Origin of the sequence: Bacillus sp. FSL K6-2944, assembly GCF_038005385.1 — a bacterium.
GTDB classification, from domain to species: domain Bacteria; phylum Bacillota; class Bacilli; order Bacillales; family Bacillaceae_G; genus Bacillus_A; species Bacillus_A cereus.
Genome location: NZ_JBBOTE010000004.1, coordinates 277,973 through 296,602 on the forward strand (window position 1 = coordinate 277,973; position 18,630 = coordinate 296,602).

Genomic DNA, 18,630 nt, shown 5'->3' on the forward strand with positions numbered 1-18,630 from the left:
TTATGCTCTCTCTCAATTATACTATTTATTAAATAAACGTAATGAGATGAGGGGAAATATTGAAAAAAAGTTGGACTGAAGAAGAATTATTAGAGAACTACATGCTGTTACCAAATGAACGTCATTTAGTATTGAGTAAAAAAACAAACGCCAATCGTCTGGGATTTGCTGTCTTACTAAAATATTTTCAACAGGAAGCTCGTTTTCCAAGCGAAAAACAAGATATCTCGAAAGATATTGTGCAACATTTAGCACATCAAATAGATGCTTTACCTGAAGATTTTTTTGAACATTATAAATGGGGCGGAAAAGAAAGAAGTTATACAGATCATCGAAAAATCATTCGTGATCTCTTTGGTTTCAGAGAGATCACTTCAAAAGATAATCTCCAATTGATACAATGGCTAAAAGAACAAGTACAACTTACACATGATATGGAAGATTTATCTGATCAAGCTTATCATTTATTTCGCAAATGGAAAGTAGAACCACCTTCTAAAGGTAGTTTAAAACGAATGATTCATTCCGCTATTGATACGTATGAGAAAGATTTATATTATACAATTTCCGAACATTTATCCGCTGAAACTTGTTGTCGATTAGATGCATTGTTAGCTGTGCAATCAAATGAGGATTTAGAAATTGTAGACATCATGTATGAAAAAACAAATTCAAATCAGTTATCTTTTCGATATCTTTTATCGTCTGCATGTAAACCGAGTGTAAATACTATGGAAACAGAATTAAAAAAACTGTTAGCCATCCAACGATTAGAAATTCCTCCTAGACTATTTCAGCATTTACCTCCAAAGTTAGAAAAGAAATATCGTTTCCGCGCAGCAACAGAAACTGTAACAGAATTACGTGCGCATCCGTCCCACATTCGTTATACATTATTAGCTATCCTTTTTTCACACCAATATGGGAAAGTCATTGATTCTTTAGCAGATTTATTAGATGAAATTACACTTAAAATCAAAAATAGAGCTAAAAATACAACTCGGAAAGAAGCCATTACAGAATTGGAACGGGTAAAAGGAAAAAATAAACATATTATAAGCTTATTAAAAGCAACTGTAGAACATCCCGAAGGGATTATTCAAGATACCCTATTTCCAATTGTTAGCGCTAACACAATTCAAGATATAATAAAAGAGATGACAAAAAATGATCGTGAATATAAAGAAAAAATTTATACTAGGATGCATGCTTCTTATGGCGGACACTATCGACGGACATTTATTGATATTTTGATGAATCTTACCTTCCGGTCTAATAACCAATTACATCAACCTGTAATTGAAGCTATTCAACTTATCCGAGAATATAAAGAAAGTGGCCAACGTTATTTTGCAATTGAAGATACTGTTCCAATTGAGGGTGTCATTCAACCTAAATGGAAAAATATCATTATCGAAGCGGATAGTCAGGGAGTTGAAAGAGTCAATCGAATTAACTATGAAATTGCAGTCATTCAATCTCTTCGTACGCAGCTTCGGTGTAAAGAAATTTGGATTGAAGGAGCAAATCGATATCGTAACCCGGATGAAGATCTTCCACAAGATTTTGAAGAAAATAAGGAAGAATATTTTGAAGCATTAAAGATACCACTTGATGTGAAGCCTTTTATTGAAAATATAAAGCAGTTAATGAAAGAAAAACTACAAATGCTTCATCAAGGATTAGAGAGTCAAAGCAATAAAAAAATAGTGATTACTACCAAAAGTAATAAAGGATGGATCCAAGTTACTCCCCTTGATAAACAACTGGAGCCTCCACTTGTACCAACTATTAAACAAGAAGTTAAAAATAGATGGAATGATATTAATTTATTAGATTTATTAAAAGAAACAGACTTTCATACAGGATTCACCAAACATTTTAAAACTACAGCTAACCGAGAAATATTAGATTCAGAAACGATTCAACGTCGTTTACTTCTTTGTTTATTTGGATTAGGAACAAACACTGGGTTAAAAGCAGTAGCTGCTGGAAACCCCATTGATAATTATCGAGAGCTTCGATATATGCGTCAGAAATTTATACATAAAGATCATTTAAGAAAAGCGAATGCAGAAGTAATCAATCAAATTATGAATCATCGAGAGAAAAATGTATGGGGAGAAGCTACCACTGCTTGTGCCTCGGATTCTAAACATTATGGCGCTTGGGATCAAAACCTACTAACAGAATGGCATCCTCGTTATAGAAAACATGGAATTATGATTTATTGGCACACAGATCGAAATTCTGCATGTGTGTATTCTCAAATTAAATCTTGTTTATCTTCTGAAGTAGCTGCAATGATGGAAGGTGTATTGCGCCACTGCACAGATATGGAAATTGATCGAAACTATGTAGATACGCATGGGCAAAGTGTGATTGCATTTGCCTTTTGTCATCTGTTAGGCTTCAAACTTATGCCACGTTTCAAGAATATTGGTTCTCAAAAATTGTATCGTCCTGAAGCTGGGATGAACGAAGAATACCCTCAGTTACATCCTGTTTTAAGTAGACCGATTAACTGGGATCTTATTCAACAACAATATGAAGAAATTGTTAAGTTTGCGACTGCCCTAAGACTGGGAACAGCTTCTGCTGAATCTATTTTAAAACGATTCACAAGGGATACAAAACATCCAACATATTTAGCATTATGTGAACTTGGAAAAGCAATGAAAACCATTTTTTTATGTGAATATTTACACTCCGAAGATATTCGTAGAGAAATTCAAGAAGGACTAAATACTGTAGAGCAATGGAATTCAGTAACTACTTATATTTTCTATGGGAAAAATAGTGAATTACGCTCCAATTCACTAGAGGATCAAGAAGTATCGGCCTTATCACTACAGCTACTTCAAAATTGTTTGGTCTATATGAATACCTTAATGGTACAAGAAATTCTATACGATAACCAACAATATTGGTTGAAAAAAATGACAATAGAAGATTTCCGAGGTTTAACCCCGTTATTTTATCATCATGTGAATCCATATGGAATTTTTAAATTAAATATGAATCAAAGAATACCAATTAAATTACAAGTAGCTTAAAAGTTATCATTCTTGTACAAACAGAGTCATAACTTTTAAGTTTTGACTCTGTTTTTGAAGTGCTGTAATATCAGTATGTAGACAGGTGTCATAACTTAAGGTCTAAAGTTACGGGGAAATAGGAGCGATTTTTATGAAATATGGCTATGCACGCGTAAGTACATTACACCAGGACCTGGGGTCCCAAATTCAAACATTGCAAAATGAAGGCTGTGAAGAAATTTATTCTGAAAAGTTTACTGGAACAAAAACAGATCGTCCAAAGTTTCAGGAATTATTATCTATATTAAAAACAGGGGATATGCTTGTTGTGACAAAACTAGATCGTTTTGCACGTTCAACCGTTGATGCGATACATATAATTAGAACGCTATTTGAAAAAGGTGTAAAGGTTCATATACTCAATATGGGATTAGTTGAAGATACACCAACAGGTAGGCTTGTATTCAATGTAATGAGCGCATTTGCTGAATTCGAAAGAGATATGATTGTAGAACGTACGCAAGAAGGAAAAGCAATCGCAAAGCTAAATCCTAATTTTAAAGAAGGGCGGCCAAAGAAATATAATAAGAAACAAATAGAACATGCCTTATTTCTTTTACATAATCATTCCTACAAAGAAGTGGAAGAAAAAATGGGTATTTCAAAAAGTACATTAATCAGAGCAAAGAGGCAATTAAAAAAAGAGAATGCCACAGAAAGTACAGTTACATCATAGTATGAATCTCCCTATTTACTTTTAATGGGAAAAGTCCTGCGGACTAGAGCAGCTACCCTGTCACTAAGCCTTATAAAACTGATACAGGAATAGAACTTTTACAACTTCAATATGGTAATGATACTGATTCTGCAAAATCTGTTCTTACTCCAAAAAAATCAGCAATGCTTCCAGATGGCGCAAAATCTATTACACGTGATGTTGTAATTAGTCAAAAGTTATAATTAGTAAACTATAATAAAATCTTTTGTAAAAACCCATTGCTTTAGCAATGGGTTTTTACATTATATATGAATGAGAAATGTAATAAATAATTGGAATAACTTATAAAAACTACTAAAAAAAGAATTTCAAGGTACATAACCCCATCAAATGTTATCTATCCGTTTCTGTTGTCCTGCACTTACTCTGAAAATTCTATCCGCTTCTGTAATTTCCTTAATCGAGAGTCTTTACTTTCATACATTTTAATGTCTATTTCTACTTTATCATCACTTCGTAAGACCTTTAAATACTCTTTTCCCTAATTTATTCGTCCTAGTACCAGTTAATTTTTATTTATAAATTTTTTTTATTTCGAATGATGTTAATGTCTCTACTTGCATAACTCAAAATCATAATTCATCATATACTAAAATCTATTTATACAACCATTTTAACACCATTATCCTTTTTTATGAGAAGAGCCAGACTAAATGCTTATTGATGGTTTTTGGATGTTTATTTGTAAATATAATTAGGTACGTGAAATTATATTTACGTAGATTTACTATTTTCTTTAATACATTCCTATTAGGTTGCATATGAGATTTTCGCCTTTGGACAAATAAATCCACTTGCTATCCTTTTCTTTCGTTAAGATCGAATCTGGAGATGCATTGTTCACACTCTACACAAATAAAATTTTAGTTTTGAAATCTTATTCTTACATTCCAATAACATTTTAAAAAACTAATATTCCAACTATAATAGCCTTTAAAATAATTCATATTGCCCCAAATATATTATATCGAAAGGGTGTTGTTATGAAACAAGAGAACAAATAAATAGTTTCAAGCATTCTGGACGAAGGATCGCAATTTAGAGGTTATTAAAAAACTTTCTGTTGATGATTTAATAGTTGAAGGAAATTATATTGTAGGACAGTGGAGTGGAGGTACATATATATGTCTTGTATTTAAAAAGATACAAATTATCAGAAGTTTTCAGCTTAACTCCTATCTAACCATTCACAATGTATTAGGGGTAGAACCAGCATTTCCGAGCAAATAAGTAATTTTTTAATTTTCTCAATATTCCATTAGCACCTTATATATTTTCGTCGCAGAATGAGCATTCTGTGTCACTTATTAACTTAAATCATAAAAAAATGATACTAATTTAATGGATTAACATCTTGAAAAAATGACATAGAACTCAAAAACTTGAATTTCAAGCTCCAAAAATATGAAAAACACCTGTGAATTATCTGGAAATCACAACCTTACCGATTCACTCGAAGATGCTAGGTTTACACCTATAAAACAAAGATGCCTCATCATGCAGTGGGATTTGCAATCAATTTTGAAAATGCTATAATATAAGTATCAATTTTAAGCATAAGTATTTCCTAAAACACATAAAAGAAGAGATGCGACAACATCTCTCCTGGTAACTGTAGTCGCAAAACGATTGGTTACTAAATACTATTTTCTTTTTTTAGAACCTCTCTTAAGCTTCCGACGGCGTAGGGAGGTTCTTTTACGTTTTTTGCTCATATCGCTAACCAGTCTATTTCTAAAACCAGTAACAAGGATTGTTAAAAATACTTTCAACAAATCCTGTAGCAAAGACAGGAAATATTCCATCATAGGAGTCACCTCCTTTCTCTCTAATATATAAGAGAAAGGACAGCAACCAACCACCCCACGTTATACAGTTGTACTCATTCTATCATAATTCGACTTACCAATATAAACAAAGAGACAGCACTGCCTAGCCGTCTCTTCATCCTTTGTGATTTTGCTATATTGTGCATTTAAAGTATAACAGTTCTTCTAAAATCTGTGAACTTTCTATACATAAAATAAAAGGACACTCCAACGAGTGCCTTTTTTCACTTAATAACCACTTTACTTTTATGTTGGATTTTCACCCAAATATAATTATACCATATGTATCTATTTTATTAATTGAGAAATAATAAGTTCTTTCGTTAAGTGAGACAGACTCTCTTGTATCGGAGAATGGAGAGAAGAAGCAACCCTTGTTGGTTTGTGTTTGGGTAGTTATTTTTATATACAATATGGTATGTGAAATTATCTATAAATGGTGGATAATTTCACGTACATTCTTCATTAATAGGGCTTTCCGTATAGCGATGTTTTATTTTTTCAATCACTTGTTATACATGCATGTCTATCTACTCATTGCTACAAAATACACAACTCTATTTAAAAAGGATTCCGCTGTACACAAAGCTTTTTTGTTGTTTATTATATAAAACCATTAGCTATAGTCATAATATCTCATATAGAAGAAACTGAGATGTCGTTTTTTCAGGGATTTCAAAATGTACGCTGAATTCCTCTATTTTCACTATCAGTATGCCTTTTTCAATCCCCATTTTACTTTCCAATCTTTGTAACTACTCCGCTTAGTTACCAAAAATCTCTATTGGGTCTTTTTCTGCTATTCCTAAAGTTCGTCTTAATTCAATTGGTAGTACAACCCGACCCAATTCATCTACTTTTCTTTTCATTCCTGTAGATTTCATAACTTCCCACCTTTTTTCTCATTTTATTTAATAATATTATTTTAATAGAAAGTCACTACAAATTAAAAACATAAACACCCAAAACACCCTTACCATAATAAAAGTATTTTTTACATCCCACAAAAAAAGGAAAGTGATTTCTATTCATCTTTCTTGAACTACCCCCACTTTCACTCCGTTTAGAAGAGGGGGATTCCTAAGTAAAGAGTTCTATCGAACTCTAATTTATTAGGCTATCTCCACAGTCCTTGCGGTTAGAAGCCTTATCGCTTCATTCTTTAGATTGATACTTGCGTTAATATCCCTATCATGGTTTGTAAGGCAAGAAGGGCAGTCCCATTTACGTAGGTTTAGATTTTTAACGTCTTTGTTTTGATATCCACAACAAGAACATAATTGGCTTGAAGCAAATGTTTTCGATACAACAATGACTTGTTTGCCGTACCATTTTGCTTTGTATTCCAACATAGTTCGAAACTGAGACCATGATACCTCACTAATTGCTTTTGCTAACTTATGATTCTTTAACATATTTGATACTTGCAAATCCTCTATACCGATAACATCGTGGTTTTTGATGATTTCAGTCGAGATTTTGTCCAAGTAATCTTTTCTAGCATTCGTCATGTATTCATGAATTCTAGCTACTTTTACTCGTTGTTTATTCCAGCGAGAAGATCCTTTCATTCTTCTAGAAAGAACACGCTGTGCTTTTGTCAACTTCTCTTCTAATGATCGAAAAAACTTCGGATTTTCATAGGTTGTTCCATCTGACAAAATGGCGAAATCTTTTAGTCCCACATCCATTCCAATGTAAGAGTTTGTTTTCGGAAGTTCTTGCACTTCTGTTTCAACTAACAATGACACAAAGTATCTGCCAGAAAGGTTCCGTCTAACTGTAGCATTTAAAATACGTCCTGTTACTTCACGACTTTTGGCAAATCGAACAAGACCTAGTTTTGGCAATTTTATTTTGTTTCCTACAATGGCAATGTTTTCATTTGTTTGTTTTGTGGTATAAGATTGTACGTTGTTCTTCTTAGATTTGAAACGCGGGGCATTGTTTTGTTTTTTGAAAAGGCGTGTATAAGCATCCGCAAGGTTGCGAACAGACGACTGAATCGCGATACTATCCACTTCTTTTAGCCAAACAAACTCTTTCTTCATGGCAGGGAGTTTGGCAGAGCATGTACCATATGTCAAACCTTTCCCTGTTTCTTTGTATGCATTATCCCATAGAGATAGGAAATGATTGAATACAAAACGAGAACAGCCAATCGTTTTATTGATTAGGGTTGCTTGTGCTTTATTTGGATAGATACGAAATTTATATGCTTTATTAATCATCATTCATTTCACCTCCATTTCGGTATGTTTCTATTATAAAACAAACATGCGTTCGATAGATAGTGAAGTAACAGTTTATGTATGTCGAACAATTAAGATGGCTTCCTGCCATCCCTTGTCCGAAGCCAATTCATCTCCCACCTACTAACTTCGCGTTCCTTGAGGAAGGAGTCTTCTTGGCTAAAATGATAAAAATACTCCTCATACATTAATGTACTTGTCAGAATGGTAAATTGTCGTCGCTTATATCAATTGGTTGCCCTACATTTAAAAATGGATCGTCATTCTTGGTTGAGCCTGTATTATTTGCATCAACATGGGCATATCCGCTATTAGGGGTCACAAGACCCCAAAAAGAAAATTGTACATTTAGACATAATTTTTTAAAAAAACCAATCCCTTAACGCATAGGGAATCGGTTAATCATTTTAACAAACTTATCGGCTATATTTGCGTTGATATCACTCCAAAACCCTATTTAGCTTTGTCTTTCAAATATTCAAGAAGAAGCGGGTAATAATCATCTTTAAAATGTACACCCTCTCTTTCTTCGTCCACATATGGGACTTTATGTTTTTCAAATATTGGAGATAAATCAACGAAATCTACTTTTTCAGTAGTTGCTAAATCTTTAAATGCCGCATTTAAATTACCTATCTCTTTATATTCGGGACCTATCTTCAAAGCCTGTTCGGAGACTGGGGTAACAGATAAAACGTGTATTTTTGAATTTGGAAGTTTTTCTTTTAGTTTTTTTAATAAGTTAGCATAACTTGATGTTACAAATTCGACTGGCCCTTCAGCAGGTTTATTTTCTTTTTCTGCGAAACGTTTTAAATCATTACCTCCCAAAGAGATAAAAATATGTTCAGGTTTTCTTGTTGCTATCTCATTAACTAGATCTAAAGCTTTTATTGTATCGGATCCATTTTCAGCAACAACATTATTACCCTCTAAAAAATCACCAGATTTGAGCCTTTCTGTCATGGAATCTCCCACAAACACACTATTTTTAAAAATAGTTTTATACGAAGTATCTTGGGTTTCTGTAGTCGATTTTTTCTCATGTGAAGTATCTTGAGCTACTTTAGTTGATTTTTGTTCAGCTCCATTATTTGCACAGGCTGCAGAAGACAAAGCAACACTTCCCATAAGTAGAGAAACACATACTTTTTTTAACATTTCGATCTTCCTTTCAGTATTTAATTTACAAGTGATCGTATAACTAGTAATGTAGAATTTCTTGTAATTATTCAAATGTAAATTTTTATTTATAAAATATATATTAATCCTTGTACATAAAGATAAAATGCAGATTTGGTCAATTTATAATGAAAAATTAACACTTCTAGTGCAAAGTATCTTAACATACAATAGAGATTTCTTTTTGACATGTACAGAAAACCGGAACTTTTTGACAATGAGTAATTCCTCCATTTCGGGGATTTGGGCAAAAACATCCCTATTTAAAAGGAGAACCAGCATCAGTAATTAAATAATTTATTCTGAATATTCAAAAATGTATGTTCCACTCGAAGATGCTGATTCTACCCCTAGAACAGAGAAATAAACATGATTTATAGATTTTTATAAGTTTATAGCAACGGAATACTATATCTTAATTTGTATTTATGTGACCTGGTCAAGAAAAACTGGAACATCAATTAGATTACGCAATTGATTTTGAATATTGATACGGAGTCAAGCCATTTAATAATGAATGAGGGCGAACAGAATGATAGTACATATAAATAAATTCAGCGACTAACTGATTTACTTGAGCAAGAGAAATTAGATTTTCTCCATATAAGCATTCGCGTTTAAAGATGCTAAAAAAAGATTCCATCACAGCGTTATCCCAACAGTTTCCCTTGCGGGACATACTTTGCTGAATTTTTTGTTGATTACAAAAATCAGTAACCTTATAACTGGCAAACTGAGATCCTTGATCACTATGAAATAGGATTCTTTTTTGACTTTCATTCCATTCATTAAACGAAATTCTGTGATATCACATACAACAGTCGGAACGTCTTTCTTGCCAGGTTTAAAGGATTGCTCTAGTACATTTGGAAATGTATGATGTTCGTGCTTTCTTTTCTTATAATAGGTGACAATTTTTCACTTTAATCCAGCTTCACATAAAGCTTGTCTCACTTGAAATAAGCTCACCATTACGTTTTTTCTGATTTTCAGTGGGCTTACGATGAGTATAATCGTAAAAACCACTAACAGAAACTTGTAATCAATGGCAAAGCCAGCGCACTCCAAATATGTGATGATATTGCCTGATAAATTGAAAGCGTGTTAGTTTTGGTTGCTGGCAAGGAAAGTTGCCGCCTTTTTTAAAGCCTGGATTTCTCTCCGCAAAGAACGTAGTTCTTCCATATCAGATTTCTCATTATCCAAAAATGGGGAAGAATATTTCTTTATCCATGCATTTAAGGTCCCGTTTCCTAGGTCAAATTCTCTTTGAATACTCGAAATTGTACACCCTTCTTTAACCACCAATTCTACACATTGTTTTTTAAACATTTCATCATACTGTTTTTTCATCTGAAACACCTCTTATATAGAATAATTTATCTCTATACTGTGTTCCAGTTTTACTGTACCACCTCAATGTTCTGTACAGCAAGGTATCTGCTGATATAAGTAAGGAGCCTCTATGGAAAAGAAAAATACGTATTAAAAACATCTTTTGGATTTCAACTTATTCAGAAGCCTTCCTATCAGATTTCTGTTCGTCAATCCAAAATTTTATTCTACTCTCCCTTAGTCGTTGGTCAATGTATACCTCCACAGTAGAGTTTCACCGCTTAAATAATTTCTATACCTGACACACTGAAAAAAGGTTGAGCGCATTCGCTCAACCTTATAAGTGACAGACAATAGAATATCATAGCAAACATTTATTATTCTTTAGTCTTTCATTATTTTCCACCTTCAAATATACGCAATGCATCTTTACGGATTTTGTCTTTTTCAGCATCTGATTTTTTGAAATCATATTGATATAAAGCTGATTCCCAATCCCCATACATCGGATTTGGGAACACAATAAACTTTTCTCCAAATACTTCATGTATCTCTTCGACCGCTTGATTTCTATCTTGTACCGATTTCTCATCAAATCCCGTAAAATCAGATAAATTATCTCCAAAAAATAGAACAATATCATGTTCTATCGCAACTTTTTTTCTTCTCTCTTCCTTCCCCTTTTCTTCATTTCCTTGCAATAAAACATGCTCCTTATCAGCTTGTGGGATATTCAATTTCTGTAAATTTTGCAAAGTGGCGTCTAACTGATTTTGTTTGCGATTGGAAATGTAATAGATTGATACACCTTTTTCATTTGCATATTGTAAAAAAGAAACAGCTCCAGGGAGAGCTTCTGCTGTCGCTTGTTGAATCCATTCTTCCCATTTATAGGGAAATCCTTTCTTCTCTTTCACAGTCATAGCTTGATACGGACTATTATCCACGACTGTTTCATCTAAATCTAAAACAATAGCAGGCTTTTTTTCGGTACCTTTGGCAAGCGCCGCGTCTAATTTCATTTTTCCTAGATTATATCCTTGATGATAGAGCGCTTTGGCTTCTCCAGCCGTTTGATACCAAACATCTGCCATGACTTGTTGTTCTGTTAGTGAAGATGTTTGTTTCGGCTGTGTTGATGGCGACTGACACCCCATGAGAGAAAGAGAGACTAGCATTAGAGCTATACTTGTTTTTAAAATTGGTTTCATTGTGTATCACACTCCCGATGTATGTTTTATATGGTATGCGCTTACCTTATAGAATTTATACCCAAAATACAATCTTCTTTTATCCTTTTATAAGGACGAAATGGTACATTTTAAATTTTTTAGATACAAAAATCCCCTTTTAATATTTTAAAGAAGATTATGAATTCCTGGCTGAACCTAGAGTTATTTTCGTTCAATGAAACTGAAAACCATTTACAAATTAACTTGTGGGATGTGATAACGTTGACGATACATACATTGTTCAATATATAAAATATAATCTTTTTACAGATTGGTCTTACAGACATATTTTAAACCGTTATATGCAATCGTTAACACTAAAAATCCTTAATGATTGTTATTGTTACTTATATTCTGATAGTATTTTTTAAAAATTTATTTCACATAGTTTTTAACCTCATCAAAAACGTGATTTTTTGATAACACGATTAGACCATTGCGTTCTCATTCTATCACTACATAAACTCCATTTTGTACTTTTTATACACACAAAAACATTTTATTTCTAATCTATATATTATGTGAAGTATAGTCATGTGTCATCCCCATCTTATAGAAAAAAGTACTTTCTAAAAACGTATCAATAATCTTACTTTGTCCTATTACAGGACAAAGTATCTCTTGAACAACATTTTAATGCATTATAAATTTATAAAGTTGTTTAAATATATTTAAGGAGTTGATTTATATGGGTCCTATACTTGCATTACTTCTAGCAGGCGGGTTACTCGCATCCCCACCTGCTATCGCTGCTGGATTAGATACTTTGATTGATTTATTATCTTAATTCAAAAATACTTTTTTATACACAGGTAATTTCATAAAAAACCCTACACTACATAGGAGTGAAAAAATAATTATGATTTTTGAAGTTCCAATTGATCATTTTCCTACCAATCATAACAGCTCTGTAAAAGAACAATATAATCTATCTGTTGAAGATGTAGAAACGCTTTCGATAGGGATTAAATGCTTTGTTCAAAACCATCTACAATCTGTAAAAGAGTTTATACCTCAAACAATTGAAAATGTTGAAGGTACTGCAGGTACAGTTAACAACGTTACAAGTTTGAAAAATCGTGCGTAAATCAATATAATTACAGAAAAAATGTAAAAACTCATTATGAATTAGTGTGATTTCTGGTATGTTAAGAAAACGAAGTCCTACGACAGACTTCGTTTTCTTTTGTACAGAGAGCAGCCACATCTATTCGTTATTTCTCTCATGTTCTCTCACTATTTTATAAAAAAATTATACCCTTGAACGAATTGATTAGCATAACCCACTCTTTAGAAAAAAACCAAAGCAGGGTTTATCGTATTTTTTAAGTAAACCTATATAACTAGGGTTTAACTAACTCTCGAAAAACAAACATTTTTCACATAAAAAAAATTTGATAGACTAGGGTCGATACACTGACCCAAATAGAAAATAAACATCTCTTTCATATAATAATAATAATATTATTCCTTAATGTATAATTTTCTTTTTTCGATTGTGCGCCACCTAAAACACCCTTGTGAATGTTGCTACTTTGTAGTTGATAGCAAGAACCCTGTTAAAAAGCCTCCTTACGGAGGCTTTTTAATCAGAGTGTTGGGAAACCCTTTAGGGGTTCCCAACACTCTGTAATCATTTTGATTTTAGCGAATAAAAACAACATAAAATAATAGAGTTTCAAAAAATAGCCCTCCACCAGACCTTTTTTGGTCAGATGGAGGGCTATTTTTTTCATGTTTTGACAAGCTGCGGTGAGATAAGCCTGCATTTGGACAGACTTCAGCCCTCGAAATCGAGCATATCGATAGCCATGTAGTTCTTTGGCGTCTGCAAAGCTTCGCTCTATAGTTGAACAGCGTACTTTGTACAACTTTTTCCCTGTAACTGTTAGTTTGTTTTTTCTAGCGATATCCTTATATTTCTCCCATATATGATGAGTGATAACTTTTTGTTTTTATTTCTTTGAAAAACATACCTCACGTAGCGGACAAACAGCGCAGTCTTCTGGCTTCGATTTATATTGACGATATCCTTCACGATCCGTTGTCGCATACTCTAAAATACACCCCATCGGACAAGCGAATGCATTCATTTCTTCTACATATTTAAATTGGCTTTTTGGTACTTCTTTATTTCTTTTTCCAAATCGGCGATACCCCATCACCATAAATATATTTCTCTCCGATAATTTCTTACAGATATAGCTCGTAAAATAGCCTGCATCAAGAGCTACAGCTTCTACTTTGAACCCGAATTTATCAATTTGAGCTTGGAGGCGTGCTAAATATGGCTCGGAATCTGCCATATTTCCAGCCGTTACATAGGTATCTGTAATAATATTGTACTTCGCATCAGTCGTACGATGGTCTAAGAAATGAAAACCGTTCGGTTTTCCATCTCTCATTAAAAATCCACTATCTGGATCCGTTGTACTTATACGAGTTTTTTTGGTAGGGGTATCACTTTCCTCTCTAGGTTTTAATTCTTTTTTCCATGTACCTTACGATCTTCGATTACCGCAGCTTCTAGCTCATCTATATAAAACTTTGCTTTTTCTTTTTTATATTTATGTACAAATTTATTTTTATTGGCATTGGCCTTAATGTGCGTAGAATCTGTCATTAGCGCACGTCCTCCCACCATCCGGTGCTCTGTCGCTTGCCTCACGATCTCATCAAAAATTTCTTCGAAAATATTTGTATGAATAAAGCGGGTACGGCGATTCCAACTGATTGTAGAATGATCTGGAATAGTATCTGATAGAGAAAATCCTAAAAACCAACGGTAGGCGATCTTCGTTTTAATCTCTTTTTCCAATTGACGCTCCGAACGAATACCGTAAAAATATCCAATAAACATCATTTTAAATAAAACGATAGGGTGGATTGACGGACGTCCATTGTTTTCACAGTAATAAGGGCGTAATTTCTCTTCAATAAAATCAAAACTAATTGTCGCTTCAATCGCACGAAGGAAATGATCTTGTGGAACCAACTCTTCTACAGAAACAGATACACGTTCATCACGATGATTTTTTAAAGCACCCATCATAAAAACTCTCTCCTTTTCCTCTTTTTTATCAGTGTTGACACATAAAAAGAGGTTCAGACACAAAACCAGGCTGTGGAGAAGACTTTCTCCACAGCCTGGTTAAAAAGCCTCCTTACGGAGGCTTTTTAATTAAACACTTTTCTTGTGTGATCCAGGTGTTACTGTGAAGTAATATTTTGAACCTTCATATGCGTAATTTGTATTTGCTAATGCAGCTAAACGTGGAGTCATACCATCTGGGTTCAAATCCGGATCTTTTGATCCTATAATAGAGGATAATCCTTTACCAGGTAACAATGTATAGTCTGACTGTATTTTGTATACAGCCGCCGCATAGTCATTATACTTATAGTCAGGGTTATCTACTCTTGATATGTCAAATTTAACTTGTGAACTAGTTTGTTTTGTAACGTTTACAGTATGCTGAAAACTAGCTGTTAAGCTTCCACTAATCTCTGAAGTAACATTTACAACACCTGGAATACCCGCGCTCAAACCTATTTTCCATCCGACTGTTGTTGCTATTCCAAACATATTTGTCGTTGATACACCCGAGGTTAGCGTTTGATTATAGCCGAATGCAGCTGCATCATTCTGTAGACCCGAAGCATCTGGAAGCAGTTGATAATTTGTTTCTCGTTTTAGTTTGCTTGTTCCATCCCATATCACGCTGTATGTTTGATTTAAATCTTTTTGAATCGCATCAATTACGGACGGTGTATAGCCGTAATCTGCTAAATGATTTGAATCTGCAATCAAAGATAAATCTGCTGGATTATAATAGCCATCTCTGATTTGTCCATTCGCTTGTTTTTGAATAAAATACCCTATTGTCGGATATTTTTTCCCATCAATGAGTGCAAGTGACTTAATCCTTGCGCCTAGCAATCCTCCATTGGTTGTATTATCAAATGGCTGGAAATAAACAGTATCTCCTATATCTGTCGATTCAACGTATGCCGTTCCATGATCAGGACCACTCCCACAACAGACCATATAGGTTCGTGGGCTACGGTACTGTGACCATACCGTACAGATTGTTCGTTCTCAAATGTTTTTACGTCTTTTGCATGACTATACATAAAGTATACCATGGTTTGCTATGCAAAAACGATGCTTTCATCCCACCTCTAAAGACGGACTAACGTCTTGCGTGGGCTTTCACGCATCATAAATTCTGTAAGTTACGAGTAACTCACTAAGTTCAGTATACTAGAGTATAAAATATATCAAAGCTATAATAATAACCTTTTAAAAAGGACATTACCGAGGTGTATCGACCTTCTGTTCTAAAATTTTCGAAAGTAAACTATATTTCCAAAAACAGAATGAGCAAAATTTCAAATGATGTATTCTCCCCACCCTTAATTATTTGTTAACAGAAGACAAGTGACAGACTTTATGCAGTAACTAGTACACTCCCTAGTCCAGGAGGTGAAATATACCGCTTACTACACAAGCAGTATTATTTTTAATTCAAATCTTTTTGCTATTGTCAAAACCAAAATTGTTGAGCAAACTCACATTGCTAATTTACTTTTTATTTAGTTTAAATATGAGCAAAAATACCATGTTTCAAAGCAGAAAACAACAACAAATAGACTGCTTCAAATCCAAAGCATCTATGTGTGCTCCCTATATCTCTAAAAGAACCATCCACCCGTCCATATTATTAAGAATAATATACTTATGTTGTATGTAGTTATTAAAAACATACGGACTGTCTCACAATTTTTTTAGTTTAAACATAGTATACATATATAGACCTGCGGTAGTATGTCAACTGAGAAATAACAAAGTTTAAAGTTGCCAAAGGTCAATTTGTTTAAAAAAGGCATCACGAAACTAAACCAGTAACGAATGTAATTTACTGGAAAATAATGAAAGGTAGCGATGACAAAAATTTATGTCATTCTTTCACACACCTTCCAGGCGTAAAAAGTTGGTGGCTACGTAGTAGCGCATCCACCAATCGCACAAATTTTCTTGCGGTTAGAACGAGTGCACGTTTGTGTTGATGTTTTGGTACTTCATTATATTTTTTCACGTAATACTCTTGATAATCTGATACATGCTTTCTTACTGAATTGGCGGCTTCAACTAAGTAATAACGCAAGTAATGATTACCTGTACGGGATAATGAAGTATCTTCAGCTGTAAAACGACCAGATTGGTGCTTTCGCCAGTATAATCCAGCGTATTTGGCTATTTTTGTTTCATCGTCAAATCTTTCGATTTGGCCAATTTCAGCAATGATACCGGCAGCGAAAACAGGACCTACTCCAGGAATAGATTCAAGTGTTTGGGTCAAACCAGCCATGATTTTTTTAATAGACTTTTCTAATTCCTTGATTTGCTGTTGAAACGTACGAATGACTGCGATGGATGTACCTAAGATGACATCTATTGAATCTTCTACAACCTTATCCAAGCGATAAGAAGCTTTCACAGCTTTTTGAATGGATGCTGCTACGCATTTTGGATCACCAAAACGGTTTCGACTTTTTTCCTGTAGGAACTCAGCGAGTTCTTCTAAAGGCATATTAGCTAGTTCCTCTAAGCTGAATTTTTCAAGAAATAGTTCTGTCATGGCGCTACCAAATACGGAAGTATCCACCTCTTGTGAAAATGTATTACATTTAAAACTTAGGTGTTGAAGAAAGTGTTGTTTTTCTTTCGTTAACATTTTGACAAGTTGGTATCGTGATCGAGTTAATTGCTGCAGTGCCACGTACTGGCTTTCTTTTACGATAGACATTTGATTGCGGCCAAATCGTAAGTAATCAGCAATGACATAGGCATCAATCTCATCGGTTTTATTCATGTCAGAATAGCTTTTCTTAAAATTTGCGACTTGCTTTGGGTTTAGGAGAAATACTTTTGCTCCAAAACGCTGTAAATCTATATCATGGTGAAGAAACATAGAAGGATGAAAGCTGTAAACAGAGGTGGATTCTAGGCCAATCTTAAGGATGTCGACCTCTTTCCCTGCAACACACTGTAATAATTTTTCTTTGAGTGTAGTAGCTCCTGGTAGGTCATTACTGACCGAAAAAGAATCCAGTTTTTCTCCATCACCATTTAAAAAGCAAACTTTCATATCAAACGAACTTACATCTAAACCAACAAATAATCTCATGTAAGAGACCTCCCTTCTATATTAGAATCATTTCTTGGACGTCTCGAGATATCTCTAGTGTGTACGCCGACCAACAACCTCGTGTATGAGAGCTAGTCCTGAATCGAAAGCCGCCCTAGAGCTACTATCATCTAGGTTCGAGGGGCAGGCTGCTCAGCCTGCGAGTAGGGAGTCCCGCACGTTCACTGAGAAACACTCTTCAAATGTGGTAAATCCACAGGAGGTGAAAGAATTGTCCCAAATGATCCTACAATCATTATCTAGAAATATCTTGAGACGTCCAAGTATTTTTATTTATAGGGCTCTTATTAAGAAGAAAATCTAAGCCTGTAATAGGGCTTAAATATTAATATACGAGGAGGTTTGTATAATGACATTAAAATATAAGCAATATAAATACGAGGCTTTAATAATAAAGACTACAGCTCCAGATTGGAATTCACCCTTTACACACAATATAGATATATCTTTATCAACAGATAAAAAATTGTTAAAAAGCATTATCTATAGTCATCTACAGTGATATGCAATGGTATATGGAGAAATGATTTCATGGAGAGAATACCAAGATTTAATAATATTTGAAATTTTTTATAAAGACACTTACATCGAGTTAATAAGCTATAAGGATGGGGTTTTTAATTTAGAGCACATTAATGGCGGGAAATATATATTATTTGATAGTTTTAAAAAAGAAATATTCATTATTTAGAGAATCTAGAATTTCTAAAATATAATTTATAATAGATAAATGTAGCCAATTTCATTAATAGTGACTAAAACAAAATTTGCA

The 18,630-nt window shown here is 33.7% G+C and carries 10 protein-coding genes and 3 pseudogenes; 3 read left to right on the plus strand and 10 right to left on the minus strand.

Annotated elements, in window-relative coordinates; translation table 11 throughout:
• The first annotated feature begins 101 nt into the window (after positions 1-101).
• Positions 102-3,056: a Tn3 family transposase gene (locus MHH55_RS31690; RefSeq protein WP_445661833.1), complete on the plus strand. Its 2,955-nt coding sequence runs from the start codon at positions 102-104 to the stop codon at positions 3,054-3,056.
• A 133-nt stretch (positions 3,057-3,189) separates the two neighbouring features.
• Complete coding sequence (locus MHH55_RS31695; RefSeq protein WP_078187806.1) at positions 3,190-3,774, plus strand: recombinase family protein; 585 nt, start codon at positions 3,190-3,192, stop codon at positions 3,772-3,774.
• 2,644 nt (positions 3,775-6,418) lie between these two features.
• On the opposite strand, the pseudogene MHH55_RS31700 reads toward MHH55_RS31695, so the two are convergent.
• The 7 genes and pseudogenes from MHH55_RS31700 to MHH55_RS31730 form a co-directional block, all read right to left on the minus strand.
• Positions 6,419-6,529, minus strand: a pseudogene (locus tag MHH55_RS31700) (AbrB/MazE/SpoVT family DNA-binding domain-containing protein); the annotation flags it as partial.
• 228 nt (positions 6,530-6,757) lie between these two features.
• Positions 6,758-7,879, minus strand: coding sequence for an IS200/IS605 family element RNA-guided endonuclease TnpB (gene tnpB / locus MHH55_RS31705; RefSeq protein WP_340882145.1), 1,122 nt, complete (start codon positions 7,877-7,879; stop codon positions 6,758-6,760).
• A gap of 217 nt (positions 7,880-8,096) precedes the next feature.
• A pseudogene (locus tag MHH55_RS31710) lies at positions 8,097-8,180 on the minus strand (single-stranded DNA-binding protein); the annotation flags it as partial.
• A 170-nt stretch (positions 8,181-8,350) separates the two neighbouring features.
• On the minus strand, positions 8,351-9,058 hold the full coding sequence (locus MHH55_RS31715; protein ID WP_078187966.1) for a GDSL-type esterase/lipase family protein: 708 nt from the start codon (positions 9,056-9,058) through the stop codon (positions 8,351-8,353).
• A gap of 487 nt (positions 9,059-9,545) precedes the next feature.
• Complete coding sequence (locus MHH55_RS31720) at positions 9,546-9,878, minus strand: integrase core domain-containing protein (RefSeq protein ID WP_139362552.1); 333 nt, start codon at positions 9,876-9,878, stop codon at positions 9,546-9,548.
• A gap of 305 nt (positions 9,879-10,183) precedes the next feature.
• The gene (locus tag MHH55_RS31725; RefSeq protein ID WP_078187967.1) at positions 10,184-10,432 is read right to left on the minus strand and encodes a transposase; all 249 of its coding nucleotides are present in this window, start codon (positions 10,430-10,432) and stop codon (positions 10,184-10,186) included.
• A 377-nt stretch (positions 10,433-10,809) separates the two neighbouring features.
• Entirely contained in the window at positions 10,810-11,625 is an 816-nt protein-coding gene (locus MHH55_RS31730) for a 5'-nucleotidase, lipoprotein e(P4) family (RefSeq protein WP_078187968.1), read from the minus strand.
• A gap of 880 nt (positions 11,626-12,505) precedes the next feature.
• On the opposite strand from MHH55_RS31730, the gene MHH55_RS31735 reads away from it, so the two are divergent.
• Positions 12,506-12,733, plus strand: coding sequence for a hypothetical protein (locus MHH55_RS31735; RefSeq protein ID WP_078187969.1), 228 nt, complete (start codon positions 12,506-12,508; stop codon positions 12,731-12,733).
• A 502-nt stretch (positions 12,734-13,235) separates the two neighbouring features.
• Here the strand turns inward: MHH55_RS31735 and MHH55_RS31740 are convergent.
• From MHH55_RS31740 to MHH55_RS31750, 3 genes and pseudogenes are all read right to left on the minus strand, one after another.
• Positions 13,236-14,698 (minus strand): annotated as a pseudogene (locus tag MHH55_RS31740) (IS1182 family transposase).
• 129 nt (positions 14,699-14,827) lie between these two features.
• The gene (locus tag MHH55_RS31745; protein ID WP_078188005.1) at positions 14,828-15,694 is read right to left on the minus strand and encodes a hypothetical protein; all 867 of its coding nucleotides are present in this window, start codon (positions 15,692-15,694) and stop codon (positions 14,828-14,830) included.
• 913 nt (positions 15,695-16,607) lie between these two features.
• Complete coding sequence (locus MHH55_RS31750; protein ID WP_340880302.1) at positions 16,608-17,837, minus strand: IS110 family transposase; 1,230 nt, start codon at positions 17,835-17,837, stop codon at positions 16,608-16,610.
• Positions 17,838-18,630: the final 793 nt, after the last annotated feature.

Coding starts and splice junctions, on each gene's coding strand:
- MHH55_RS31690 (WP_445661833.1), top strand. CDS start 102: ATGCTGTTACCAAATGAACGTCATTTAGTATTGAGTAAAAAAACAAAC.
- MHH55_RS31695 (WP_078187806.1), top strand. CDS start 3,190: ATGAAATATGGCTATGCACGCGTAAGTACATTACACCAGGACCTGGGG.
- tnpB (WP_340882145.1), bottom strand. CDS start 7,879: ATGATGATTAATAAAGCATATAAATTTCGTATCTATCCAAATAAAGCA.
- MHH55_RS31715 (WP_078187966.1), bottom strand. CDS start 9,058: ATGTTAAAAAAAGTATGTGTTTCTCTACTTATGGGAAGTGTTGCTTTG.
- MHH55_RS31725 (WP_078187967.1), bottom strand. CDS start 10,432: ATGAAAAAACAGTATGATGAAATGTTTAAAAAACAATGTGTAGAATTG.
- MHH55_RS31730 (WP_078187968.1), bottom strand. CDS start 11,625: ATGAAACCAATTTTAAAAACAAGTATAGCTCTAATGCTAGTCTCTCTT.
- MHH55_RS31735 (WP_078187969.1), top strand. CDS start 12,506: ATGATTTTTGAAGTTCCAATTGATCATTTTCCTACCAATCATAACAGC.
- MHH55_RS31745 (WP_078188005.1), bottom strand. CDS start 15,694: ATGGTCTGTTGTGGGAGTGGTCCTGATCATGGAACGGCATACGTTGAA.
- MHH55_RS31750 (WP_340880302.1), bottom strand. CDS start 17,837: ATGAGATTATTTGTTGGTTTAGATGTAAGTTCGTTTGATATGAAAGTT.